Origin of the sequence: Pseudarthrobacter oxydans, from assembly GCF_034258515.1 — a bacterium.
Lineage (GTDB): Bacteria > Actinomycetota > Actinomycetes > Actinomycetales > Micrococcaceae > Arthrobacter.
Genome location: NZ_CP139438.1, coordinates 4,129,888 through 4,150,979 on the forward strand (window position 1 = coordinate 4,129,888; position 21,092 = coordinate 4,150,979).

Sequence of the window (21,092 nt, forward strand, 5' to 3'; positions counted from 1 at the left end):
AGGAGGAGCCGCCGTCGTACTTTAGGTGAAGGTGCCGGACGGCACTGGGCTCCACTGCGGCGCCCGGCCTACTTCAGTTACGCAACATGACGACGACGGCGGTGCGGCCGCGGGCGGCAAGTGTTACGTTTTTGGGGAGTAATGAGTACCGGCGCCAAGCCCTGACTGGCCGGTCGGCAACCCTCCTTTCGCGGCGGGGTGCCTCAGGTGAACACTCGGCATATCGACCCATTCGAGCTGCAAGCGTGAGAGAAGGAGATCGTCGTGTCTGACGCACCTGCCCCTGAAGAGAAACTGTCGTACCGCCTCATCAGCGGGCCGGATGACCGCGCCTTTTGCGAGCGGATCTCCGCCGCGCTGGCGGAAGGCTATGTCCTCCATGGCAGCCCGGCGGCAACCTTCAACGGCAGCAGTGTGATCGTGGCGCAGGCGGTAGTCCTGCCGGCAGCCATCGCTTCCGCGGACGCTGCCGTGGCAGATGCCGTTGACGACCTCGAGTCCTCCGGCGATGACCTTGACTTCGGCGGCGAGGGCCACGCATGAGCTACGCCGGAGACCTGACCCCGCAGGAGGCCTGGGAAAAACTTGAGCAGGGCGCCATCCTGGTGGATGTGCGCACGGAGGGCGAATGGGCCCACATCGGCATTCCCGACACCAAGGCCACCGAGAACGATCCGCTGTTCATCCAGTGGACCTTCCCGGGCGGAATCCCCAACCCCGACTTCATCACCGACCTTAGCCAACAGGCGCCCGAGGACAAGTCAACCGAACTGGTGTTCCTGTGCCGTTCCGGCCAGCGTTCCATCGCGGCCGCTATCGCCGCCACGCAGGCCGGCTTCACCTCCTACAACGTCCTGGAGGGCTTTGAGGGTGAACCGGACCGTTATGGAGAACGTACCGTCAACGGCTGGAAGAACCGCGGCCTGCCGACCAACCTGGGAAAGAACTAAGTGACCTTCAACGAAGACGCCGCCGGCTGGAGCCCCGACACCCAGGCCGTCCGCGGCGGGCTGGACCGCACCAACTTCCAGGAGACCAGCGAGGCTGTCTTCCTGAACTCCGGTTTCGTGTACGAATCCGCCGCTGCTGCTGAGCGGGCCTTTACGGGCGAGGACGAACGCTTTGTCTACTCGCGCTACGGCAACCCGTCCGTGGCCACGTTCCAGGAACGGCTCCGCCTGCTTGAGGGGACCGAGGCGTGCTTCGCGACGGCGTCCGGCATGTCCGCGGTTTTCACCGCCCTGGGTGCGCTGCTGGCGGCCGGGGACCGGGTGGTTGCCGCCCGCTCACTCTTCGGCTCGTGCTTTGTGATCCTGAACGAAATCCTGCCGCGCTGGGGCGTGGAGACCGTCTTCGTGGACGGCCCTGACCTGGAGCAGTGGCGTGAAGCGCTCTCCGAGCCCACCACCGCCGTCTTCTTCGAATCGCCGTCCAATCCCATGCAGGAGATCGTGGACATTGCTGCGGTCAGCGACCTGGCGCACGCTGCCGGGGCGACCGTCGTCGTCGACAACGTTTTTGCCACCCCCCTGCTGCAGCGGTGCGGGCAGTTCGGCGCCGATGTGATTGTCTACTCGGGCACCAAGCACATCGACGGCCAGGGCCGGGTGCTTGGTGGCGCCATCCTGGGTACCAAGGAGTTCATTGACGGGCCGGTGAAGCAGCTCATGCGCCACACCGGACCAGCACTGTCCGCGTTCAACGCCTGGGTCCTGACCAAGGGCCTCGAGACCATGGCGCTGCGCGTCAACCACTCCTCGGCGTCAGCCCTGCGCCTCGCGGAATGGCTGGAGGAACAGCCTGCCGTCAGCTGGGTGAAGTACCCGCTCCTGAAATCGCACCCGCAGTACGAGCTGGCCGTAAAGCAGATGAGCGCCGGCGGCACTGTCCTCACCTTGGAACTCGCCCCCTCCGGCGGCCGCTCGGGCAAGGACGCGGCGTTTGCGCTGCTGGACGGCCTGCGGATCATCGACATCTCCAACAACCTTGGCGATGCCAAGTCGCTCATCACCCACCCGGCCACCACCACGCACCGCGCGATGGGACCCGAGGGCCGGGCCGCCATTGGGCTGAGCGACGGCGTGGTGCGGCTTTCGGTGGGGCTGGAGGACGTGGACGACCTGATTGGCGACCTGGAGCAGGCACTTAAGCAGATCTAGCGCTCCGGCCGCGGCACCCGGGGCCATGGCCTCAAGGATTCTGCAGGGAAAGGCGGACGGCCACTTCGTCGCCGTCGCTAATCTCGGCCTTGGCCCTGATGTCCTTCTTGACGGGCAAGAGGTATGTGCCGGTCCTGGTATCCGCGAAGAGCGAGGTTTGCCACGCGTGGCCGGCAATCTCCGCCGCCACTTTGACCGAACCGAAAGCTTTGCTGTGGCCGGAACTGCGCGCGCGGATATCGTCCGCGACGTCCGCCGGCAGGGTCAGGAAATGCCAACCGGCTTCCCCGGGATAGCGCCACAGGCCTGCTTTGAAGGAATACGACGCCGCCACGCGCTGAGTATGGCACGGGACGTTGGCAGGACGCCACAGCTTGCCGCACTTGCGGCCGGCGTCTTTTGTCCCGGAAGGCGAGGGCACCGCTTCCTCGAACAGGTGGCACAAAAAACTTCAAGAGTACTTTCCGGAAGGCCGTCGTAGGGCCTAATAATGTCGGACCCCCTCGCGATGATGGGGGTATGGAATCGAACGCGGCGGTGGTGCAGGGGGAGGAAGCGGTTGACGCTTCTGTCGCGGCGTTTATGGCTGCGCTGGCTGGCGGAGGCCTTGCCGCGGGCGGGCCCGCCGCTTCCGGTCGCCGTGGCCGTGGCGGGGGCGTTGATGATCCGTTGCAGCGGGTTGCTGATGCGGCGTTGGATGTCCTGGGTGGGGTGGCGCGGTCGGAAGCGAAGTTGGCGGCGGTGAAGGCAGTGGCCGCGGCGGCCCTTGCCGGGGCGACGAAGGCGATGAATCCTCCGCCCGGGTCCCCTCACGAGGCCACGGCGCAGGACCGGAGCCTGGTGGCCGAGGTCGGGTGTGCACTGGCCATCGGTGACCGGGCCGCCGGTGCTTTGCTCGCTGAAGCCCATGCCTTGACCGCGTCGCTGCCCCGGACCCTGGCCGCCCTGCAGGGCGGGACGATTTCCTGGGCGCATGCCCGGACCATGGTGGACCAGACCGTCGGCCTTGGCCCGGCCGCGGCGGCGGCCCTGGAGGCCCATTTCCTGGACCCGGACGCCCCGGGGGCGGTCCGCGGGTGCCCTGTGGGGGAGATGCCCGCGTACCGGTTCAGGGCCAAGGCCCGGGGGTGGCGGGAACGGCACCATCCGGAGAGCCTGGCGAAGCGGCACGCCAAGTCCCTGGCGGACCGGCGGGTGGAGTACTGGCCGGATAACGACGCGATGGCCTGGGTGGCCGCCTACCTGCCCGCGGACCAGGCGTCCGCGGTCTGGAACCGGCTGACCGCCATTTCCCGGGGATGCAGGGCCCGGACGAGGCCCGCACCCTGACCCAGCTCAGGGCCGACAATTTCGCCGAGGCGCTCCTGGGCGGCGGGAACATCTCCCGGGTTACCGGACACAGCGAGGCAACCAGTGCCGGGCACGGTGAGGCGGGAAGTTCCCGCGGCGGGGAGGTGGCAGGTCCCGGCCCGTCGTCGTCGATTCGGCCGCAGGTGCTGGTCACCGTGCCCGTGTTTTCCCTGATGGGCTTGACGGACGAGCCGGCGGTCCTGGACGGGGCCGGCCCCATCCCCGCCTCGATGGCACGGGACCTCGTCGCCGACGGTGCCAGCTCCTTCTACCGGGTGCTGGTGGACCCGCGGGACGGGGCGCCGCTGGAAATCGGCCGCACCAGCTACCGGGTGACCAAAGCCATGCGGAACTGGCTCAGGCTGCGGGACGGCAAATGCCCCTTCCCCGGCTGCAACAACCCCTCCCTCGACAACGAAGCCGACCACCTCCTCGCCTGGCACAACGGCGGCACCACCGGAGTCTCGAACCTCGGACAGCCCTGCCCGAAACACCACAAACTCCGCCACACCAGCGGCTGGAAACCCACCCCCGCCACCACAACCGCACCACCCGGCTGGACCTCACCCACCGGCCGCCACTACACAAGCGAACACCAAGACTGGGAACCACCCCACTGGCCGGACTGGAATGCGGGACTACGGAACGCATCTTCAGCGGCTAGGCCGAAGGGTCAGGACTTGTACGTGCCCGAGTACTTCAGCTTGCCGGGATGCCGTGAGTTACCTGCGTACTTCAACATGCCCGACGACTTTGAGGTACCTGCGTGCTTTGCACTGCCGGAAGAGTTTGACCTGGTGAAGGACCTGGACCTCCCGGATTTCGATGTGCCCGAAGACCCTGGCCCTTCCGAAGACGAACTGCCGAAGGACCCGTTTCCGGAATGGCACCTCTGGCTCAGCGAATTCGTCTCGGTCCCCTAACCTGCGCCTTTCTGCCCCCAAACCACTGCCCGCTAGGACTGCCTGACGCGCAGCAGTTCGGGGGCCTCGTCCACCTTTGAAAGATCCAGTCCGCCGCGCATGGTCACGTCGACTGCATGCTTTACCACTGCATCGAAGCCGAGGTCCCCGCCTTGCGACGAGGACAGGACCTTGTCCCGGACCCGCCGCTGTTCGGCAGCTCCTGTTCCGCGCGCAATGATGTCTTCCACCCCTTGCCGGGCCAGGGCAAGTTCACCCTGTTCCTGCAGTACCGGGGCAAGGTAGTCCACCAGTGAGCGCACCACGTCAGCGGCCCTCGCCGGGCGGAATGTGCCAAAGTCGAGCAGCTCCCCGCTGAGGCCCGCACTGCTCGCCTGCCAGGACGCCATGCGCAAAAGCACCGTTGGCACGGGGGCAGGATCGACGCCGTCCTGCCACTCGCGGCTCGCAGTCTCCACCAAGGCGCGGACCAGGACAGCTATAAGTGCGGCGTCCTCAGCACGGAGGCAGACATCGGCTACGCGGACCTCCACCGTGGGATGGTTGCGGGAGAGCCGGGCGTCGAAATACAACATGCCCTCATCCAGCATGACCCCGCTGTCCAGGAGCCGCGTGACCACCCGCCGGTACGCGGAGTACGTGCCATAGATGCCCGTGGGCCCGGCCGTCGGCCAACGGTTCCAGGCCTGGGTCCGGTAGCTCTCAAAGCCGGTCTGGATGCCGTTCCAGAAGGGGGAATTGGCACTCAAGGCGGTAAGGACGGCGAGCTTGTCCCGGATGCGGTCCAGGACAGCCACGCCTTCGTCGTGCGACTCAATGTAGGTATGGACATGGAAGCCGCACGTCAGCTGCTCCTGGGCAGTCAGGCCAAAGCGCTCAAGCATCCGCGCGTAGCGGGGATCCGGAGTGGTGTGGCTGGCCAAGCCCAGCGGCGAGGTGGCCAGGGCGGCCACCCGTGCGTGGTTTTTCTTGGCAGCCTTATCTGCCAGTGCCCGCCCGGCCCGGATCTGTTCCAGGAGCTCACGGTACTCCAGGCAGGGCCGCGTCTGGGTTTCGATCTGTTCCAGCTTGAGCTCGGCACTCAGGCCCATCTCGTCGTCGTAAACGGTTTTGTCTTCCGTCTCCAGGAGGCGGGGGGCATCCGGCGAGTCGTCGGCGGCCATTCGGCGGCCGGACAGCAGCGCATCCGCCAGGGCAAGCGGCTCCCCGCTCTCCGGATCAACGATCAGGAGCTCTTCCTCGACGCCGAAAGTTCGCATACCGACATTCTCCGACAACAGGGACGAAATTGAGGGTCAACAGCACTTCATGACGAAGCGTGAATGGTTAGTCCTGGAAGTACTCCACTTTCGCCCCGATGGTATTAAGCCGTTCCGCCAGGTCTTCGTAGCCACGCTCAATGACATAGATGTTCCGCAGCTCGGACACTCCCCGCGCGGCAAGCATTGCCAACAGCAGGCACGCTGCCGGGCGGAGCGCGGGCGGACAGCCAACCTCCGCGGCGCGCCACTTGGTGGGCCCGTTGACGTAGATCCGGTGCGGATCAAGGAGCTGCACCTGGGCGCCCAACCGGTTCAGCTCGGTCAGGTAGATGGCCCGGTTTTCGTACACCCAGTCGTGGATCATGGTCTGGCCATGCGCGTTCGCTGCGATGACCGCAAAGAAGGGCAGGTTGTCGATGTTCAGCCCGGGGAACGGCATTGGGTGGATCTTGTCCTCCGGAGCGCGCAACTCGGAAGGCTTGGTGGTGACGTCCACCAGCCGTGTCCGGCCGTTCCGGGCCATGTATTCGCCCGAGATCTCCAACTGCTGGCCCATTTGCCCCAAGGTTGCCAGCTCGATTTCCATGAACTCGATGGGCACGCGCCGGATGGTCACCTCCGAGTTGGTGACAATGCCCGCGGTAATCAGGCTCATGGCCTCGATGGGATCCTCCGAAGGGTAGTACTCAATGTCGGCATCGATTGACCGGCGTCCGGTGATCTTCAGGGTGGTGGTTCCCACCCCCTCGATAACCACTCCAAGCATCTCCAGGTAGAAGCAGAGGTCCTGCACCATGTAGTTGGGGCTGGCATTCCGGATAACGGTGGTGCCCTCGCGGTGGGCCGCGGCCATGATGGCGTTCTCGGTGACAGTGTCGCCGCGCTCAGTCAGGACAAAGGAGCGGTCCCGGGTGTCTGCGGACGGGGCCTGCACGTCGTAGAAGCCTGCTGTCGCTTCCACCGAGAGTCCGAACTGGCGCAGTGCCTGCATGTGCGGCTCAACCGTCCGGGTACCAAGGTCACAGCCGCCCGCATAGGGAAGCTTGTACCTGGCTGACTCATCGAGCAGGGGTCCCAGCAACATGATGACGCTCCGGGTGCGGCGCGCGGCGTCCACGTCCATCGCGCCCAGGTCCAGGACCGCCGGGCGGCGGAGCAGCAGGTCGGTGTCGTTGAGCCAGGTGCACTCGACACCGATGCTGGTCAGGACTTCAACGATCCGGTTCACTTCTTCGATGCGTGCGAGGCGGCGAAGAATGGTGGTCCCCCGGTTAATGAGGCTGGCGCACAGCAAAGCCACTCCGGCGTTCTTGCTGCTGTTGACGTCCACGGACCCCGAAAGGGTGCGCCCGCCTTCAACGCGCAGGTGGGTCATCTGCGGCCTGCCCACGTTCACGATGCTCCGGTCGAAGATCACTTCGAGGCGCTGGATCATTTTCAGGCTCAGGTTCTGCTTGCCCTGTTCCATGCGGGCAACGGCGCTCTGGCTCGTTCCCAGCTCGGCAGCCAGCTGGCCTTGGGTCCAGCCCTTCTCAGCCCGGGCATCCCTCAGCATGGCGGCAACGTGTTCAGCGGTTTCCTGCGTCATACACAACTTTATATCATAAATGAGTTAAAGGTCCCGTCACGGCAGTCTGAAACGCGGCCGCTGGAGAGCGTTTACCCGAACGATGCGATCGAAGGGGGACGGACTCCTTGACCGCACCTTCCAAGGGCGGGAGACTGAAGGCACCCGTTCGTCCAGCGGCAACGGAGGCAGTATGCGCCGGACACCAGCCACGCCGATGCCAGTCAGCCGGGCACCGGCCCGCAGCACACGGAGCGTGCCGGGAATGGCGGCACCGTTACTCGCGGCCCTGCTCCTCATCTGCGGCTCGCCTGCCTACGCGGTGCCCTCCCCGGGAGAGGGAGTGCAGTCGCTCCTGGGGAACGACATCTCCTGGCCGCAATGCAACACGGCTTTCCCCACGGGACAGGCTTTTGCCATTGTGGGCGTCAACAACGGTTTGGCCAACACCACCAATCCCTGCCTGGCCGAGCAGCTTGACTGGGCGGAAGGTTCCGCGGGCCACCCTGGCCGGCCCACGGTGTCCCTGTACGTCAATACTGCCAACCCGGGCGCCGCGGGATCGTGGTGGCCGGCGGAGGACGAGTACCCGGCAGGCCGGGCGGTGCACAACCCGTACGGCCCCTGCAAGGACGGGGATTACGGCAAGGCGTGCGCCTACATGTACGGCTTCGCCAAGGCATACGATGACGCCCACCACCGCGGCATCAGCAACCCGGGCTCGTACGTCTGGTGGCTGGATGTGGAGACCGAAAACAGCTGGTCCTACACCGACAAGGATGCCAACCGGACAGTCCTGGAAGGCATGACCGATTTCTTCCACAGCATTGGCGCGCAGGTGGGGATTTACTCCTCGGGCCGGCAGTGGGACCAGATTGTTGGAACTGTCAGCGGGTCGAGCAACCTTTACTCACTCCCGAGCTGGCTGGCAGGATCCCGGAACGCGTCAGGAGCAGCGATGGCCTGTTCGCATGCGCCCCTCACCGGCGGCGGCGAGGTGGAGTTGACCCAGTTCGTATCGCGGGGTTTCGACTACAACTATTCGTGCCCGTAAGCCTGGCCCGCTTTCAGGTCCCCAGCCACACCATGTTCCAGGTGCCCAGCGAGACTGCGGCAAAAACCGCTGTTGCCGCCATCACCACACCGCCGGCAAGCACCCACGCATCCAACACACTGTAGGTCGATTCGCGGGCCCACGTCCGGCGGCCGCCGCCAAAGCCGCGGGCTTCCATCGTCACCGCGAGCCGCGATGCCCGGCGGATCGCCTGGACCAGCAGCCCGAAACTCTGCCCCAGCGTCGCCTTCACGCGCTGCAGGGCGCTGCCGCGGGCACCCACCCCGCGCGCGCGGCGGGCCATCCCGATGGTCTGCCACTCTTCTGCCATCAGGCCCACCAGCCGCATGGCCGCGAGGGTTCCCAGCACGAACCGGTGCGGGAGGCGCGCCTTCTGCGCCAGCGCATCAGCGAGGTCTGTGGGGTCGGTGCAGCTCATCAGCAGAACTGCCGGCAGGGCAATCGCCAGCCCCCGCAGCATGAAGCCCACGCCCAGCTCCAGTGAGCCTTCGCTCATGGTCCAGATGCCGACGTCGATCAGCGTCTTTCCGCTGTCCGGCGCCAGGATGGAGGTGCTCCAGCCTCCCACTGCGGCGGCGAGGATCAGCGGCCAGCCGCGCTGCCACAGCAGTGCGAGCGTCAGGCCGGCCAGCGGAAACAGCAGGACCTCAAAGACCAGTGCCACCGATGCGGACACCCAGTCTATGGAGAGCGCAAGCACGGCCGTGATGAGGAAGACGGCGGCGAACTTGCTGAGGGGGTTCGCCCGGGTCAGCAGCGCGTTGTTGCCGCGAAGGTTCAGCTCCTGCCTCATGGTGCCGCCGGTTCCGCCGCGGCCATCCGCAGTTCCGTTCCACCCAGCGCCGCCGTGAATTCGGCGTCATGGGTCACGGAGACCACGGCGGTGCCGGCATCCAGCAGCTCGGACAGGAACGATGCCAGCTCCGCCCACGTGTTGGCGTCCTGGCCGAACGTAGGCTCGTCCAGGACCAGCACCTGGGGATGCGCGGCCAGGACCGTTGCCACGGACAGCCGCCGCTTCTCCCCGCCCGAAAGCGTGTAGGGGTTGGCATCCACAAGATGGGTAAGCCGCAGGCGCTCCAGCAGTTCGTCCACGCGCTCCTCACCATGGCCAAGGTGCCGGGGGCCAAACAGCAGTTCGTCCAGCACCTTCCCTGTGACGAACTGGTGTTCGGGTTCCTGGAACACGGTGCCGATCCGCTCGATGAGCTGATCGGCCTTCCACTTGTACGGGTCTATTCCGGCGCCGCGGCTCAGGTCCAGCGTGGCCGAAACCTTGCCGGCCACGGGCTCCAGGAGCCCGGCAAGCGTCAGGGCAAACGTGGACTTCCCGGCCCCGTTCGGCCCCGTGACGGCCAAGGCGTGCCCGGCCCGGACCTGCGCGGAAATACCTGCCTGCACGGGTACCGGCGGAACCTTCCGGAAGCCGCTGCGCCGCGCCCGTTCACGGGACACCGCCAGTTCCTCGGCAGCGAGCAGGAGGCCACCCGTCCCGCTGGCTGGATCCGCCGCACGCAGCCGGGTGTCCGGAACATAGCCGGGCACCCACACCCCGGCAGCAATCAGCATGCTCCGGGCCTCCCTGAGCACCTGGTCCGGCGGACCGTCCAGCAGCACGGCGTCCTTCGCGTCGGTGCCGGGCTGCAGCACCACGATCCGGTCCACCAGGTCCTTCCACACGGACACCCTGTGCTCCACCACCACCAGGGTGGCGCCGGTCTTGTCCAGGCACCGCGCCACGGCGTCGCGGACCTCCAGCACGCCGGCCGGGTCCAGGTTGGCCGTCGGCTCGTCCAGCAGGATCAGGCCGGGACGCATGGCAAGGATGCCTGCGAGCGCCAGCCGCTGTTTCTGCCCGCCGGAGAGTACCGACGTCGGATGGTCCAGCGGGAGGTGGGAAAGTCCGACGTCGTCCAGCGCCTCGTGCACGCGGCTCCAGATGGCGTGGCGGGGCACGGCGAGGTTCTCGGCGCCGAAGGCGGCGTCGTCACCCACGCGCGACAGGACCACTTGCGTCTCGGGATCCTGCTGCATAAGGCCGGCGCGCCCGCGCTGCTCGCGGGGGGAGGCTCCGTCAACCAGCAGCGAACCCGACTCGTCGGAATCGCCGGCCGCGCCGCCGTCGTCGTTCGCATCCCCCAGGACCCCCGCCAAAGCATGGAGGAGGGTGGACTTGCCGGCGCCGGAAGGCCCCAAAAGCAGCACCCGCTCTCCCGGACGGATGTCCAGGTCGAGGGCATGGACCGCCGGCCTGGCGCGCCCGGCATGCCGCCAGCCCCAGCCGCGGGCCGTGACGGCGGCGGGACGCACTGCGGTGGGCGCGCCCTGGCGGGAAGGTGCGGACATCAGGAGAAAACAGGCTCCGTAGCTGCCTTCCGCGACGCGAACGAGCTCAGGACCCCGGTCCTGGCCAGCCCCCGGGTGGCGATCCAGGACAGGGCGCCGGCGATGATCGCGCCGGAGATGGCGGTGAAGACGATGTACACCAGCTTGTCCCCGCCGGAGTAGGCGATGTTCCAGCCCCACGGAGCGAAGGAGTCGTTGAGGCCGCAGAAGAGACCGGCGGCGGCACCGGCCAGCAGTGCCACGGGCAGGTTGAACTTCCGGTACACGAAGATGGCGAAGATGATCTCGGCGCCGAGGCCCTGGACGAAGCCGGAGAACAGCACGGAAGCCCCATACTGGGACCCCATGAGCAGCTCACCGGTGGCGGCTACCGTCTCACAGAACAGCGCGGCGCCGGGCTTGCGAATGATGAGCATGCCCAGCACGGCCGGGATCATCCAGCCGCCGGCGATCAGGCCGGTCAGTGGCGGGTAGGTGGCGTTCATGGGGCCGGACACTGCGGCCGCGCCCTGGGACCAGGCCCAGAAAATGACGCCGCCGGCGATGGCAATGAGGGCCGCCACCACGATGTCCACGACGCGCCAGGACTTGCTGCTGGTCTTCTTGACTGCTGTTGTTGCCATGTGATCCTCCTGAGGAACAGGAGGGGAAAGTGGACGCGGCTGCCGGCACTGCTGCCGCTGCGCGCACTTCGAGAACTCGACTCCCTTGCGCCGGTACTAACCGGATCAGGTTCGAGGGTCTGCGGCTGCCCGCACTCTCAGCGCCCACCTGCGGATCCTGGCATTGCCAGTGATGGCCGACGGCGGCGCTCCCCTGTCGTTGAATGTTGCTTTTGCTTGAAATGATTCGTTGCAGAAATACCCTGTTGGGCGTTGTCCAGTTTACACCGCGGCGGGGGTAGATTGTGGGCCATGGCTGCCAATTCCCCGCATGTAACCGACTTCGACCCGGATTCCGATGCCATCCAGCCGGAGGGATCGCTGGCGGCACTGATCGCCCGGATTGAAGGCGAAGTCCGGGAACTGCAGTTTCCAGGCTTCTCCCTCGACGACTCCCTGAACCTGGGACTGCTCCTCGTGGAGCTGGGCAAGGAGCGCGGGCTGCCCATCGCGATTGACATCACGAAGGGCGGGCAGGTTCTGTTCCATGCGGCGCTGCCCGGTGCGACGCCGGATAACGATCACTGGATCCGGGCGAAGCAGCGCACGGCGGCACGGTATGAGGTCCCCTCACTGCTGGTGGGATTGCGCGGCCGGCTGCGCGGCGGCCGGATCGAGGACCAGGGATGGTTCGACCAGGGCCGGTACGCGGCGCACGGCGGCTCCTTCCCGCTGTACGTCACCGGAGTGGGCGCCGTGGCTACCGTTACGGTTTCAGGGCTTCCCCAAGTGCAGGATCACGACCTGGTGGTCGAGGCCCTGCGCGAAATGCTCCACTCCGCGGGGGCGGACTGATGCCAAGGCTGGCGGACTGACCCACACTGCACGCACGTCCACCGGCAGCAGAAATACAAAGGCTGCTTAGCATTTATTAGTAATCATGCTTACTATGTTGTCTCCCGGGTTTTGAGGAGAACAGGACATGGCAGCAAGCACCCGCCTGGCGGGCCCACGAACACGCCTGCAAAAGGCCTCCCTCGGAACGGGAATAGTCTTCGTCCTTTTCGGCATCCTGGGTTTCATCCCGGGCGTTACCTCCAACTATGGCTCGTTGGGCTTTGCCGGACCTGGTTCAGGGGCGCTGCTATTGAGCGTCTTCCAAGTGTCCATTCTCCTTAACGCGGTCCACCTGCTCTTCGGGATTGCAGGGGTCCTGATGGCGCGGACGCATCCCCAGGCCAGGAACTTCCTCATCTACGGGGGCGTAACCTACCTGCTCCTGTGGTTGTACGGCTTCCTTGCGGGCGACACCACGCCTGCCAACTTCCTCCCTGCGAACAACGCAGACGACTGGCTGCACCTGGCCCTCGGCCTGGCCATGATTGCGCTGGCCATCGTCCTGGCCGCCCGAGGCCCCGCCGTTCCCGCAGGCGTTGCCGGCAGCGACAGCAGCAACAGCGGCGACAACAGCAACCGGTCAGGAAGCCTCAGCGACGACGTCACGGAACCGGCACCAACGCCGCACCTGAAGGAGCACTATGAAAATCCCTGAAGCGCGCGGTCCCGCCAGCACCGCCTTGTTCGCCCTTCTCACGGAGGCGCCCGGCACCCTTGGCACCCGCCCCTGCGGCCGCACCGCCGATGACCGAACCCTGGATGACGGAACCGCGGCGCTGCACCGGGCGGTCACCGGCCAGTTGGCTGCCACCCCGGACATCATTGGCGACGACGATCTCCAGCTGACGCTCTTCTGCCTCTACGAGCTCCACTACAGCGGACTCGAAGGCGTCAGCGATGAGTGGGAATGGGCGCCGGGACTGATCCAGGTCCGCCACCTGCTGGAAAAACCGTTCGAGTCAGCGCTCAGGCTGGCCGCCCGGGAAGCAGCCGGCGAACTGGAGCTTCCCGCGGCCTCGCGTCCCACCAGCGATGCCGTGGCCGATGTCCTGTTCAGCCTCGCAGCCCGCGACACCGGCCCCAGCCTCTCACGGTACGTGGCAAAGAAGGCCAGCCTGGACCAGCTCAAGGAATTCCTGATCCATAAGTCCATCTACCAGCTGAAGGAGGCGGATCCCCATACCTTTGCCATTCCCCGGCTGGCCGGGCGCCCCAAGGCCGCGCTGGTGGAAATCCAGGCGGATGAGTACGGCGGCGGACGTCCCGAACGGATGCACAGCGCACTTTTCGCCCGCACCCTGCGAGGCCTGGGAATGGCGGACGAATACGGCGCCTACGTCGATTCCGTCCCGGCCGTCTCCCTCGCCGCAGTGAACCTGATGTCCCTGTTCGGGCTGAACCGCCGGCTGCGGGGTGCCATCACCGGGCACCTTGCCATCTATGAGATGACCTCCTCCCAGCCCAACCGCTTATACGGGAGCGGTTTCCGCCGGCATGGATTCGATGCCGCCGTCACCCACTATTTCGATGAACACGTGGAAGCAGACGCCGTCCACGAGCAGATCGCCGGCCGCGACCTGGCCGGCGGCCTCGTCGAGGCCGAACCAGGACTTCTTGGAGACGTATTGTTTGGTGCCACGGCAGCCATGGCGGTGGACGGCAGGCTGTCTGCCCATCTCCTGCAGTCCTGGGAGAACGGCGGGACGTCACTCAGGGCGGCAGTCCCGGCGGCAGCATGAGCGGCGCCAGTCCCCCGCCGTCGTCCGTCACCCCGGCTACCTAAGCAGGAGCAAGAATGAACCAGGAACCCGCCGATAGCTCCATCGTGGTGTGCCCCGACGGTCCGCTGATCGTGCGCGGCGACTTCGAGATCGTCACGCCCTCCGGCGAACCGTTGCCCCGTGAACGGAAAACCGTGGCACTGTGCCGCTGCGGGGCGTCAGCCATCAAGCCCTATTGCGATGGGACGCACAAGATGATCAAGTTCCGGACGGAACCTCCGGCAACCTGAGCAAGGCCTGCACCGGCCGGCCGCCATCGCCGGTTAGGCTAGGGACAGCCCGTTTTCCGCCCGCAAGGAGTACTAGGAATGAACCTCTTCATCAAGCTGCTCGGCACTGGCGTGAGCCTCGGCGCAGGCTTTGTCGGCACGAAGCTCGTCAACGCCATCTGGGAAAAGACCACCGGCCGGAAGCCCCCCACCGGCAAGCACGAGGACGTCCCCACGAGCCTTCACTCGGCGCTGACGTTCGCCCTGATCTCTGCCTCGGTGAGCACCATCATCCAGGTCTTGGCCAACCGTGGCACCCAGCGCGCCATCACCCGGTTCGCCAAGAGCCAGGACATCGTCTAGCAGCACGCCGAACGGTGTTCAGCCGTCGCCGGAACCGTCCTCACGGGCGGCTTTGGCGGCGGCTTTCTGCACCACGGCCTCGAGCTCATCGGAGGTGAGGAGCTCGCGGTGCAGGTGCTTGGTGCGGTAGCCGGCCCGGCCCACCATGTGTGCCGAAACGGGCACGGTGAGCAGCTGGAAAATCCACGCCACCAACAGCACAGGCCACACCCACCAGGTGCGCAGCTGCAGGCCGATGGACGCCAGGAGCAGGAACAGCCCCAGCACCTGCGGCTTGGTGGCGGCATGCATGCGGCTGAGCAGGTCGGGGAACCGCAGCAAGCCGATGGCCGCGCCGAGGGACATGATGGCCCCGACGATCATGAACACGGCGGACAGCACATCCACCCAGGCGTCCAGGCCAGTGGAATCAGGACTCATTGGGCTGCTCCCTCCGGTCCGCCACGAACCTTGCCACCGTCACGGACCCGATAAAGCCGATGATGGAAATGGCCACCACCAGCATCAGGTTGTTCAGGTGCCTGTTGACGGCCATGTCCACGCACAGGGCACCGCCCAGGATGGCCAACAGGACGTCCGTGGCCAGCACCCGGTCCAGCAGTGAAGGCCCCCGGGAGATCCTGATGATGGCACCGGCGGCGGCCACCGAGAAAATTACGGCAGTAATAGCCAGGACGGTCTGCATCATGCGCCGGCCTCCATTCGCACGGTTTCGAGTTCTTCCTTGGTGCCCATGATCCTGATCAGCCCCGCCTCGATGGACCGCACCTCGTTTTTCAGGTTTTCGACTTCCTGCGGGGAACTGATGTTGAGCGCATGCAGGTAGAGGGTGGACGTGGAGCGGTCCACCTCCACCACCAGCGAGCCCGGAATCAGGGAAATCACGTGCCCCGTGGCCGTGACCATCAGGTCCTGGCGGCTGCGGAGCGGGACGGCGACGACGGCGTTGGTCACCTTCGGCCCCTTGGCGATGGCGAGGTACAGGAGCTGCGCGCTGGCAGCCGCCACCTTGGCCAGGAAGACGAGCGCGAAGGGAACGGCGTACAGGATGTTGAACCGGCCGCTGAGTTCCACCGGCGGAAGGTAGAACAGACGCGCAACCGCCACGGCCAGCAACGCCCCGAACAGGAGGTTGCCGGGGCTGAAGTCCTGCCACAGGGCACCCCACACAATGACCAGCCAGACCAGGAGCGGCAGCTCCTGGCGGAGGGAAATACGGCGGCGGCTCATTTTCCCCCTCCCGGCGTGGCAACCATCGGAACGTCGATGTTTTCGCCCAGGACAGCGTGGATGTAGGAGGTCCGGTCCAGCATGTCGCGCGCAGCCTGGTCCGAGACCGTGAACAGCGGCCCCGCGAAAACCGTCAGGGCAAGGCCGAGGACCACCAGCCCCACTGTCGAGCCCACCATGGTGCGCGGAAGCAGGGTGACGGTGTTCCGTTTGGCGCCAGGACCGTCGGCCCGCCCGGCGGCCGGGGCAAGCAGCACCGGATCCGGGTGCTCGGCGTCCGAGGGCCGGCGCCAGAACGCACGGTTCCACACCCTGGCCACGGCAAGCAGGGTCAGCAGGCTGGTAAGCACCCCGCCGATCACCAGCACGTACGCGAGCGGCGTCCCCAGTTCAATCCCGGCCTGCATGAGCCCCACCTTCCCCAGGAAGCCGGAGAACGGCGGAATTCCGGCCAGGTTCATTGCGGGAATGAAGAACAGCAGTGCCAGCAGCGGGGACAGCTTGGCGAGGCCGCCCAGCCGGTCCACCGAGGAGCTCCCGCCGCGGCGTTCGATCAGCCCCGTCACCAGGAAGAGGCTGGTCTGGATGGTGATGTGGTGCGCCACATAGAAGACTGCGGCTCCCAGCCCTGCCGCGGAGGACATCGCCAAGCCAAACACCATGTACCCGATGTGGCTCACCAGGGTGAAGGAAAGCAGACGTTTGATGTCGCTCTGCGCCAGGGCACCCAGGATCCCCACCACCATGGTCAGCAGGGCGGCCACCATGAGGGGCGTATTCAGGGAATCCCCGGGAAAGAGGAGCGTCTCGGTCCGCACCATGGCATAGACGCCAACCTTGGTGAGCAGGCCGGCGAACACGGCCGTGACCGGCGCCGGGGCGGTGGGGTAGGAGTCGGGCAGCCAGAACGACAGCGGGAACACGGCCGCCTTGATGCCGAACGCCACCAGCAGCATCACGTGCAGGAGGGTCCTGGTGCCCTGGTCCAGCTCACCGAGCTTCATGGCAAGATCGGCCATGTTGACCGTTCCGGTGGCCCCGTAGACCATGGCGATCGAGATCAGGAACAGCACCGACGACACCACGGACACCACCACATAGGTGACGCCCGCCCGGATGCGGGGCCCCGTGCCGCCCAGCGTCATCAGCACGTAGCTTGCCGTCAGCAGGATCTCGAAACCGACGTAAAGGTTGAAGAGGTCGCCGGAAAGGAACGCATTGGACACCCCGGCCACCAGGATCAGGTACGTGGGGTGGAAGATCGAGACGGGCGCGTCCTGGTCGCCGTCGGCCATGCCCTGCCCGGTGGCGTAGACCAGCACGGCCAGGCTCACCGCCGAGGAGACCACCAGCATCAGGGACGAGAACTGGTCCACCACCATCACGATGCCCCACGGCGGCAGCCAGCCGCCGATGCTTACCGCCGCCGTGCCGCCGTCCCACACGGAGGCCAGCAGGAGGCATTCGAGCAGGAGCGTGAGGGACAGCAGGAGGATGCTGACCACCCGCTGGGCCCGTGAGTGGCGGATCAGCAGGAAGGTCAGGGCGGCGCCCACGATGGGCAGTACGACGGCGAGCGGCGCGAGGCTTGCGAGGTTCACTTTCCGCCTTCTTCCGGGCCGGGGGTGATGTTTTCCGAGCCTGGCTTTTCTTCCGCTGCTGCCTGCTCCGCGGGTATTTCGCGGCCGCCGGCCAGGACCGTGGCCATCGGGAACTCGGATGTCTCTGCGGGGACCTCGGCGTCGTCCTCGGCGTCGAAGCTTGGTGTTTCCGCAACCCGGAGGTCCTCGATGTCGGCCTGGATCTCATCCCGGCGGGCCAGGACCCAGGTGCGGTAGATGATGCCGAGCATAAAGGCGGTGACGGCAAAGGAAATGACGATGGACGTGAGGATCAGCGCCTGCGGAAGTGGATCGCTGTAGTCCCCGGCCGCAATGTCCTTTGAGTACAGCGGCGCGAGCCCCGCGTACCCTCCCGTCGCCAGGATCAGGAGGTTGGTTGCATTGGCCAGGAGCATCAGCCCCAGCAGGACACGCGTCAGGCTGCGTTCCAGGATCAGGTAGATGCCGCAGGCGTACAGGGCTCCCATGATGATCAGGAGGGTCAGGTTCACACTCATGCTTGGCCCCTTGCGGTGGTTTCGGGAGCCATGCCTTCGGGCTCGTGCTCCCAGTCGGGAGCTGGTGCCGGCGCCTCCAAGGTGGAGTCCTGTCCTTCGGCCGGCGTTCCGCCTGCAGCCGCGGAGCGCTCTTCAAAGTGTTCGTCGATCTCGGCCCCGAGGCTGCGCAGGACGTCCAGGACCAGGCCCACCACCACGATGTAGACGCCGATGTCAAAGATGGTGGAGGTGACGAACTTGATGTCGCCGAACACCGGCAGCCACAGTTCGATGATGGCCGTCTGGAAGACTTGGCCGCCCAGCAGCAGCGGCACCACGCCCGAAGCCGCAGCCACGGCGAGCCCGATCCCCAGCAGGGCGCCGGCACTCACCGGTGTGGCTTCGCGGAGCTCGAACCGTCCCCCGGCCAGGTACCGGATGGTCAGGGCGAGGCCCGCCGTGAGGCCGCCTGCGAATCCGCCGCCGGGCAGGTTGTGGCCGGCCAGCAGGAGGTAGAGCGAGAAGATGACCATGGAGTGGAAGATCAGCCGGGTGACCACCTCGAAGATGATGGACCGGCGCTCCGGCGCCAGGGTCCGGCCGGCAACGATCCACGCGTCCCGCGCGGACGCGGCGAACTTCCGGCTGACGGCCAGGGCTGCCGCGTCCCGGGTGCCGGGGTCGACGCCGCGGTGGCGGCCCACCGTGCCCTCGGCAACCGTGGCGGACTTCAGGATCCGGTCGCCGCGGCCGCGGACGAAGATGAGGCTCGCCACGCCGGTGGCCGCCAGCGCAAGGACCGTGATTTCACCGAACGTGTCCCAGGCACGGATATCCACGAGGGTGACGTTGACGATATTGAGTCCGCCGCCGCCCTCGTAGGCCAGGCGCGGGAACTCCAGGGAGACGGGGGTGGCGATCCGTGCGCCCATGGCGTAGATCGCGGCGAACACCATGGTGGCGCCAAAGCCCAGGCCGATGATTACGCGCACCACCCTGTACTTGCCGCCGGTGCGGTCCCGGAGCTCGGCCGGCAGGCTGCGCATCGCCAGGACGAAGGCCACCAGGATGATGGTTTCCACGAGCATCTGCGTCAGGGCCAGGTCCGGGGCGCCCTGCAGCGCGAACATCAGGGCAATGCCGTACCCGGTCACGGAAACCATCAGGACCGCCAGGAACCGTTTGTTGGCTTTCACTGCGGCCAGGGCGCCGATCACGATGCCTGCGCCCACCACCAGCTGGAGCGGGGAACCGGGGTCCACAAGGTAGATTCCGTCCGGCAACGGCTTGCCGGCCAGCAGGATGGCGGACAAGGGCAGCACGAACGCGACGCTGAGAATGACGGCCAGGTAGTAGTACAGCGAACCGCGCTGCGTGCGGCCGGTGATCCACACCGCCACGTCATCCAGCGCACCGATGGTGTTCTGGTAGGCCTTGTCCCCGTCCACCCACGGCGGTACCAGGGCCTGCGCCCGCGAGACCGCGTTGCGGCCAAAGTACATCGCCAGGCCGAGTCCGAACGTGAGGGCCGTCAGGCCCAGCGCAGGAGTGAAGCCGTGCCACAGCGCCAGGTGGCCGGCCTGCCCGGCGGCTGATCCGGCGTCGGCCGCGGTGGACGCAAAGAGGGCCGCGTACGGCTGGATCCACGCATCTACGGGGGCCGGCCACAGTCCATAGGCGACGGTCAGGAGGCTGAGGATGGCCGGTGCGGCCAGGAACGACGGCCTGATGGCCTTGAAGGGCGTGGGCTCCACCCCTGGCTTGACGGCGAAAGCCCCCCACATGAAGCGCGCACTGTAGGCGAAAGTGAGGATGGAGCCCAGGACCAGGCCGGCAAGGACCACCATGCCCCACGGCCCGGCAGCCGGGTCGCTGGCATGGTGGACAAAAGCCTCGAGCACCGACTCCTTGGCCACGAAGCCGGCCAGCAGCGGGAGCCCCGCCATGGACGCGGCTCCAATGGCGGCGACTACCCCGAGCGCGCGGGAACTCCGGAACACCCCGGACAGCTTCCGGACATCGCGTGTCCCCGACTGGTGGTCGATGATGCCCACCACAAGGAACAGGGTGGCCTTGAACAGGCCGTGCGCAAGGAGCATCGCCAGGCCCGCCAGGGCGGCATCCGGCGTGCCAAGGCCCACCACCACGGTGAGGAAACCCAGCTGGCTGACGGTGCCGTGGGCAAGGATGAGCTTGATGTCGCTCTGCCGCAGCGCCCGGTAGCCGCCCACCAGCATGGTGGCCAGGCCAAGTCCCAGCACCACGGGCTGCCAGTAGGCCGTCTCGGAAAAGCCGGGAGCCAGCCGGGCCACCAGGTAGACGCCGGCTTTGACCATCGCCGCGGCGTGCAGGTAGGCGCTGACAGGGGTTGGCGCCGCCATGGCGCCGGGAAGCCAGAAGTGGAAGGGGACCAGCGCGGATTTGGTGATGGCGCCCACCAGGATGAGCACGACGGCGGCGGTCACCAGCGAGCCGGAGTCTCCGCCGGCGAGGGCGGGCGCCTGGTCCAAGATGCCGGAGATGCGGTAGGTTCCGGCCGCGTGGCCCAGCATGATGAGGCCCACCAGCATGGCAAGCCCGCCGGCCGTGGTGACGATCAGCGCCTGCAGGGCGGACCGCCGTGCGGCCAGCCTGGTCCGCGCGAATCCGATCAGGAGGTAGGACAGGATGGTGGTGAGTTCCCAGAAGATGAACAGCAGCAGCAGGTCATCGGCAACCACCAGCCCGAACATGGCGCCGGCAAAGGCCAGGAGCTGCGCACCGAAAGCGCCAAGGTCCTGGTCCTTCTTCTTGAAATACCGGGCGCAATAGACCAGGACAAGGGAACCCACACCCAGCACCAGCAGCGACATGACCCAGGCCAGTGCGTCCATCCGGAAGGCAAGCTCAAGCTTGAGTCCGGGGATCCAGGGGACTGCTTCGCTGACGGATCCTGTTCCGGAATAGATAGGACCGTGCTGCAGCAGCAGCCAACCGAAGGAGGCCGCGGGAGCGGCGGCCAGTGCGTAGAACGCGTTGCGGCCCCAGGCCCTGAACAGGAGTGGCGCGAGGACAGCCACCGAAAAGTGCACGGCAAGGACTGTGATCACTGGTATCTCCGCAACGTCAGGGATTCGATTGTCAAAAGTTGGAGCAGGCGGTTCATTCGTTGGGTCCGGGAAGGTTCAGTTTATCAAGGCCGCGGTGCCGCTTTCCCCGTCTTTGCCGGCGGGCCGCCCGCCGACACCGGC

At 66.6% G+C, this 21,092-nt stretch carries 21 protein-coding genes, 1 pseudogene and 2 riboswitches; of the genes and pseudogenes, 10 read left to right on the plus strand and 12 right to left on the minus strand.

Going from position 1 to position 21,092, the window contains the following annotated elements; translation table 11 throughout:
• Window positions 1-137 precede the first annotated feature (137 nt).
• Window positions 138-252: riboswitch (SAM riboswitch) on the plus strand.
• Window positions 253-264: 12 nt separating this feature from the next.
• The 3 genes from SMD14_RS18860 to SMD14_RS18870 are packed head-to-tail and all read left to right on the plus strand — an operon-like array spanning window position 265 to window position 2,159.
• Window positions 265-543 (plus strand): DUF1737 domain-containing protein, encoded by a 279-nt coding sequence (locus SMD14_RS18860; RefSeq protein ID WP_321214661.1) that lies wholly within the window; start codon window positions 265-267, stop codon window positions 541-543.
• A complete protein-coding gene (locus tag SMD14_RS18865) occupies window positions 540-950 on the plus strand; it encodes a rhodanese-like domain-containing protein (protein ID WP_157240494.1) in 411 nt (136 codons plus the stop codon). The genes SMD14_RS18860 and SMD14_RS18865 overlap by 4 nt, the downstream gene beginning before the upstream one ends.
• A complete protein-coding gene (locus SMD14_RS18870) occupies window positions 951-2,159 on the plus strand; it encodes an O-succinylhomoserine sulfhydrylase (RefSeq protein WP_321214662.1) in 1,209 nt (402 codons plus the stop codon). It abuts the gene before it with no gap.
• A gap of 31 nt (window positions 2,160-2,190) precedes the next feature.
• Here SMD14_RS18870 and SMD14_RS18875 read toward each other — a convergent pair whose 3' ends face one another.
• Window positions 2,191-2,493, minus strand: coding sequence for a DUF1905 domain-containing protein (locus tag SMD14_RS18875; protein WP_321214663.1), 303 nt, complete (start codon window positions 2,491-2,493; stop codon window positions 2,191-2,193).
• 185 nt (window positions 2,494-2,678) lie between these two features.
• On the opposite strand from SMD14_RS18875, the pseudogene SMD14_RS18880 reads away from it, so the two are divergent.
• Window positions 2,679-4,432 (plus strand): annotated as a pseudogene (locus tag SMD14_RS18880) (DUF222 domain-containing protein).
• Window positions 4,433-4,464: 32 nt separating this feature from the next.
• Here the strand turns inward: SMD14_RS18880 and SMD14_RS18885 are convergent.
• Window positions 4,465-5,691, minus strand: coding sequence for a glutamate--cysteine ligase (locus SMD14_RS18885; RefSeq protein WP_157240491.1), 1,227 nt, complete (start codon window positions 5,689-5,691; stop codon window positions 4,465-4,467).
• A 67-nt stretch (window positions 5,692-5,758) separates the two neighbouring features.
• The gene (locus SMD14_RS18890) at window positions 5,759-7,282 is read right to left on the minus strand and encodes a UDP-N-acetylglucosamine 1-carboxyvinyltransferase (protein WP_157240489.1); all 1,524 of its coding nucleotides are present in this window, start codon (window positions 7,280-7,282) and stop codon (window positions 5,759-5,761) included.
• A 244-nt stretch (window positions 7,283-7,526) separates the two neighbouring features.
• Here SMD14_RS18890 and SMD14_RS18895 point away from each other — a divergent pair, with 244 nt between their 5' ends.
• On the plus strand, window positions 7,527-8,315 hold the full coding sequence (locus tag SMD14_RS18895) for a hypothetical protein (protein WP_231754847.1): 789 nt from the start codon (window positions 7,527-7,529) through the stop codon (window positions 8,313-8,315).
• A gap of 13 nt (window positions 8,316-8,328) precedes the next feature.
• On the opposite strand, the gene SMD14_RS18900 is transcribed toward SMD14_RS18895, so the two are convergent.
• The 3 genes from SMD14_RS18900 to SMD14_RS18910 are packed head-to-tail and all read right to left on the minus strand — an operon-like array spanning window position 8,329 to window position 11,305.
• Complete coding sequence (locus SMD14_RS18900) at window positions 8,329-9,129, minus strand: energy-coupling factor transporter transmembrane protein EcfT (RefSeq protein ID WP_157240485.1); 801 nt, start codon at window positions 9,127-9,129, stop codon at window positions 8,329-8,331.
• Complete coding sequence (locus SMD14_RS18905) at window positions 9,126-10,682, minus strand: ATP-binding cassette domain-containing protein (protein WP_321214664.1); 1,557 nt, start codon at window positions 10,680-10,682, stop codon at window positions 9,126-9,128. Before SMD14_RS18905 ends, SMD14_RS18900 begins: the two co-directional genes overlap by 4 nt.
• A complete protein-coding gene (locus tag SMD14_RS18910; protein WP_104999333.1) occupies window positions 10,682-11,305 on the minus strand; it encodes an ECF transporter S component in 624 nt (207 codons plus the stop codon). Before SMD14_RS18910 ends, SMD14_RS18905 begins: the two co-directional genes overlap by 1 nt.
• Before the next feature lie 64 nt (window positions 11,306-11,369).
• A riboswitch (TPP riboswitch) is annotated at window positions 11,370-11,510 on the minus strand.
• Window positions 11,511-11,596: 86 nt separating this feature from the next.
• Here SMD14_RS18910 and SMD14_RS18915 point away from each other — a divergent pair.
• The 5 genes from SMD14_RS18915 to SMD14_RS18935 all read left to right on the plus strand — a co-directional run bounded on the left by SMD14_RS18915 (window position 11,597) and on the right by SMD14_RS18935 (window position 14,534).
• Entirely contained in the window at window positions 11,597-12,139 is a 543-nt protein-coding gene (locus SMD14_RS18915; protein ID WP_157240482.1) for a heme-degrading domain-containing protein, read from the plus strand.
• A 127-nt stretch (window positions 12,140-12,266) separates the two neighbouring features.
• The gene (locus SMD14_RS18920) at window positions 12,267-12,836 is read left to right on the plus strand and encodes a DUF4383 domain-containing protein (protein ID WP_321214665.1); all 570 of its coding nucleotides are present in this window, start codon (window positions 12,267-12,269) and stop codon (window positions 12,834-12,836) included.
• Window positions 12,823-13,920: an iron-containing redox enzyme family protein gene (locus SMD14_RS18925; protein WP_321214666.1), complete on the plus strand. Its 1,098-nt coding sequence runs from the start codon at window positions 12,823-12,825 to the stop codon at window positions 13,918-13,920. Before SMD14_RS18920 ends, SMD14_RS18925 begins: the two co-directional genes overlap by 14 nt.
• A 56-nt stretch (window positions 13,921-13,976) precedes the next feature.
• Window positions 13,977-14,192: a CDGSH iron-sulfur domain-containing protein gene (locus SMD14_RS18930; protein WP_157240476.1), complete on the plus strand. Its 216-nt coding sequence runs from the start codon at window positions 13,977-13,979 to the stop codon at window positions 14,190-14,192.
• A 78-nt stretch (window positions 14,193-14,270) separates the two neighbouring features.
• The gene (locus tag SMD14_RS18935; protein ID WP_104999338.1) at window positions 14,271-14,534 is read left to right on the plus strand and encodes a DUF4235 domain-containing protein; all 264 of its coding nucleotides are present in this window, start codon (window positions 14,271-14,273) and stop codon (window positions 14,532-14,534) included.
• A gap of 18 nt (window positions 14,535-14,552) precedes the next feature.
• Here SMD14_RS18935 and mnhG read toward each other — a convergent pair whose 3' ends face one another.
• Genes mnhG through SMD14_RS18965 form a run of 6 tightly spaced genes read right to left on the minus strand, consistent with a single transcriptional unit; the run spans window position 14,553 to window position 20,951 of the window.
• A complete protein-coding gene (gene mnhG / locus SMD14_RS18940) occupies window positions 14,553-14,954 on the minus strand; it encodes a monovalent cation/H(+) antiporter subunit G (protein ID WP_321214667.1) in 402 nt (133 codons plus the stop codon).
• Window positions 14,944-15,222: a monovalent cation/H+ antiporter complex subunit F gene (locus SMD14_RS18945; protein WP_157240472.1), complete on the minus strand. Its 279-nt coding sequence runs from the start codon at window positions 15,220-15,222 to the stop codon at window positions 14,944-14,946. The genes mnhG and SMD14_RS18945 overlap by 11 nt, the downstream gene beginning before the upstream one ends.
• Window positions 15,219-15,764 (minus strand): Na+/H+ antiporter subunit E, encoded by a 546-nt coding sequence (locus SMD14_RS18950; protein WP_157240470.1) that lies wholly within the window; start codon window positions 15,762-15,764, stop codon window positions 15,219-15,221. Before SMD14_RS18950 ends, SMD14_RS18945 begins: the two co-directional genes overlap by 4 nt.
• Window positions 15,761-17,365, minus strand: a complete 1,605-nt coding sequence (locus tag SMD14_RS18955) for a Na+/H+ antiporter subunit D (RefSeq protein WP_321214668.1) — start codon at window positions 17,363-17,365, stop codon at window positions 15,761-15,763. Before SMD14_RS18955 ends, SMD14_RS18950 begins: the two co-directional genes overlap by 4 nt.
• Window positions 17,362-17,883, minus strand: coding sequence for a Na(+)/H(+) antiporter subunit C (locus SMD14_RS18960; RefSeq protein ID WP_157240469.1), 522 nt, complete (start codon window positions 17,881-17,883; stop codon window positions 17,362-17,364). The genes SMD14_RS18955 and SMD14_RS18960 overlap by 4 nt, the downstream gene beginning before the upstream one ends.
• A complete protein-coding gene (locus tag SMD14_RS18965; protein ID WP_321214669.1) occupies window positions 17,880-20,951 on the minus strand; it encodes a Na+/H+ antiporter subunit A in 3,072 nt (1,023 codons plus the stop codon). Before SMD14_RS18965 ends, SMD14_RS18960 begins: the two co-directional genes overlap by 4 nt.
• Window positions 20,952-21,092 lie beyond the last annotated feature (141 nt).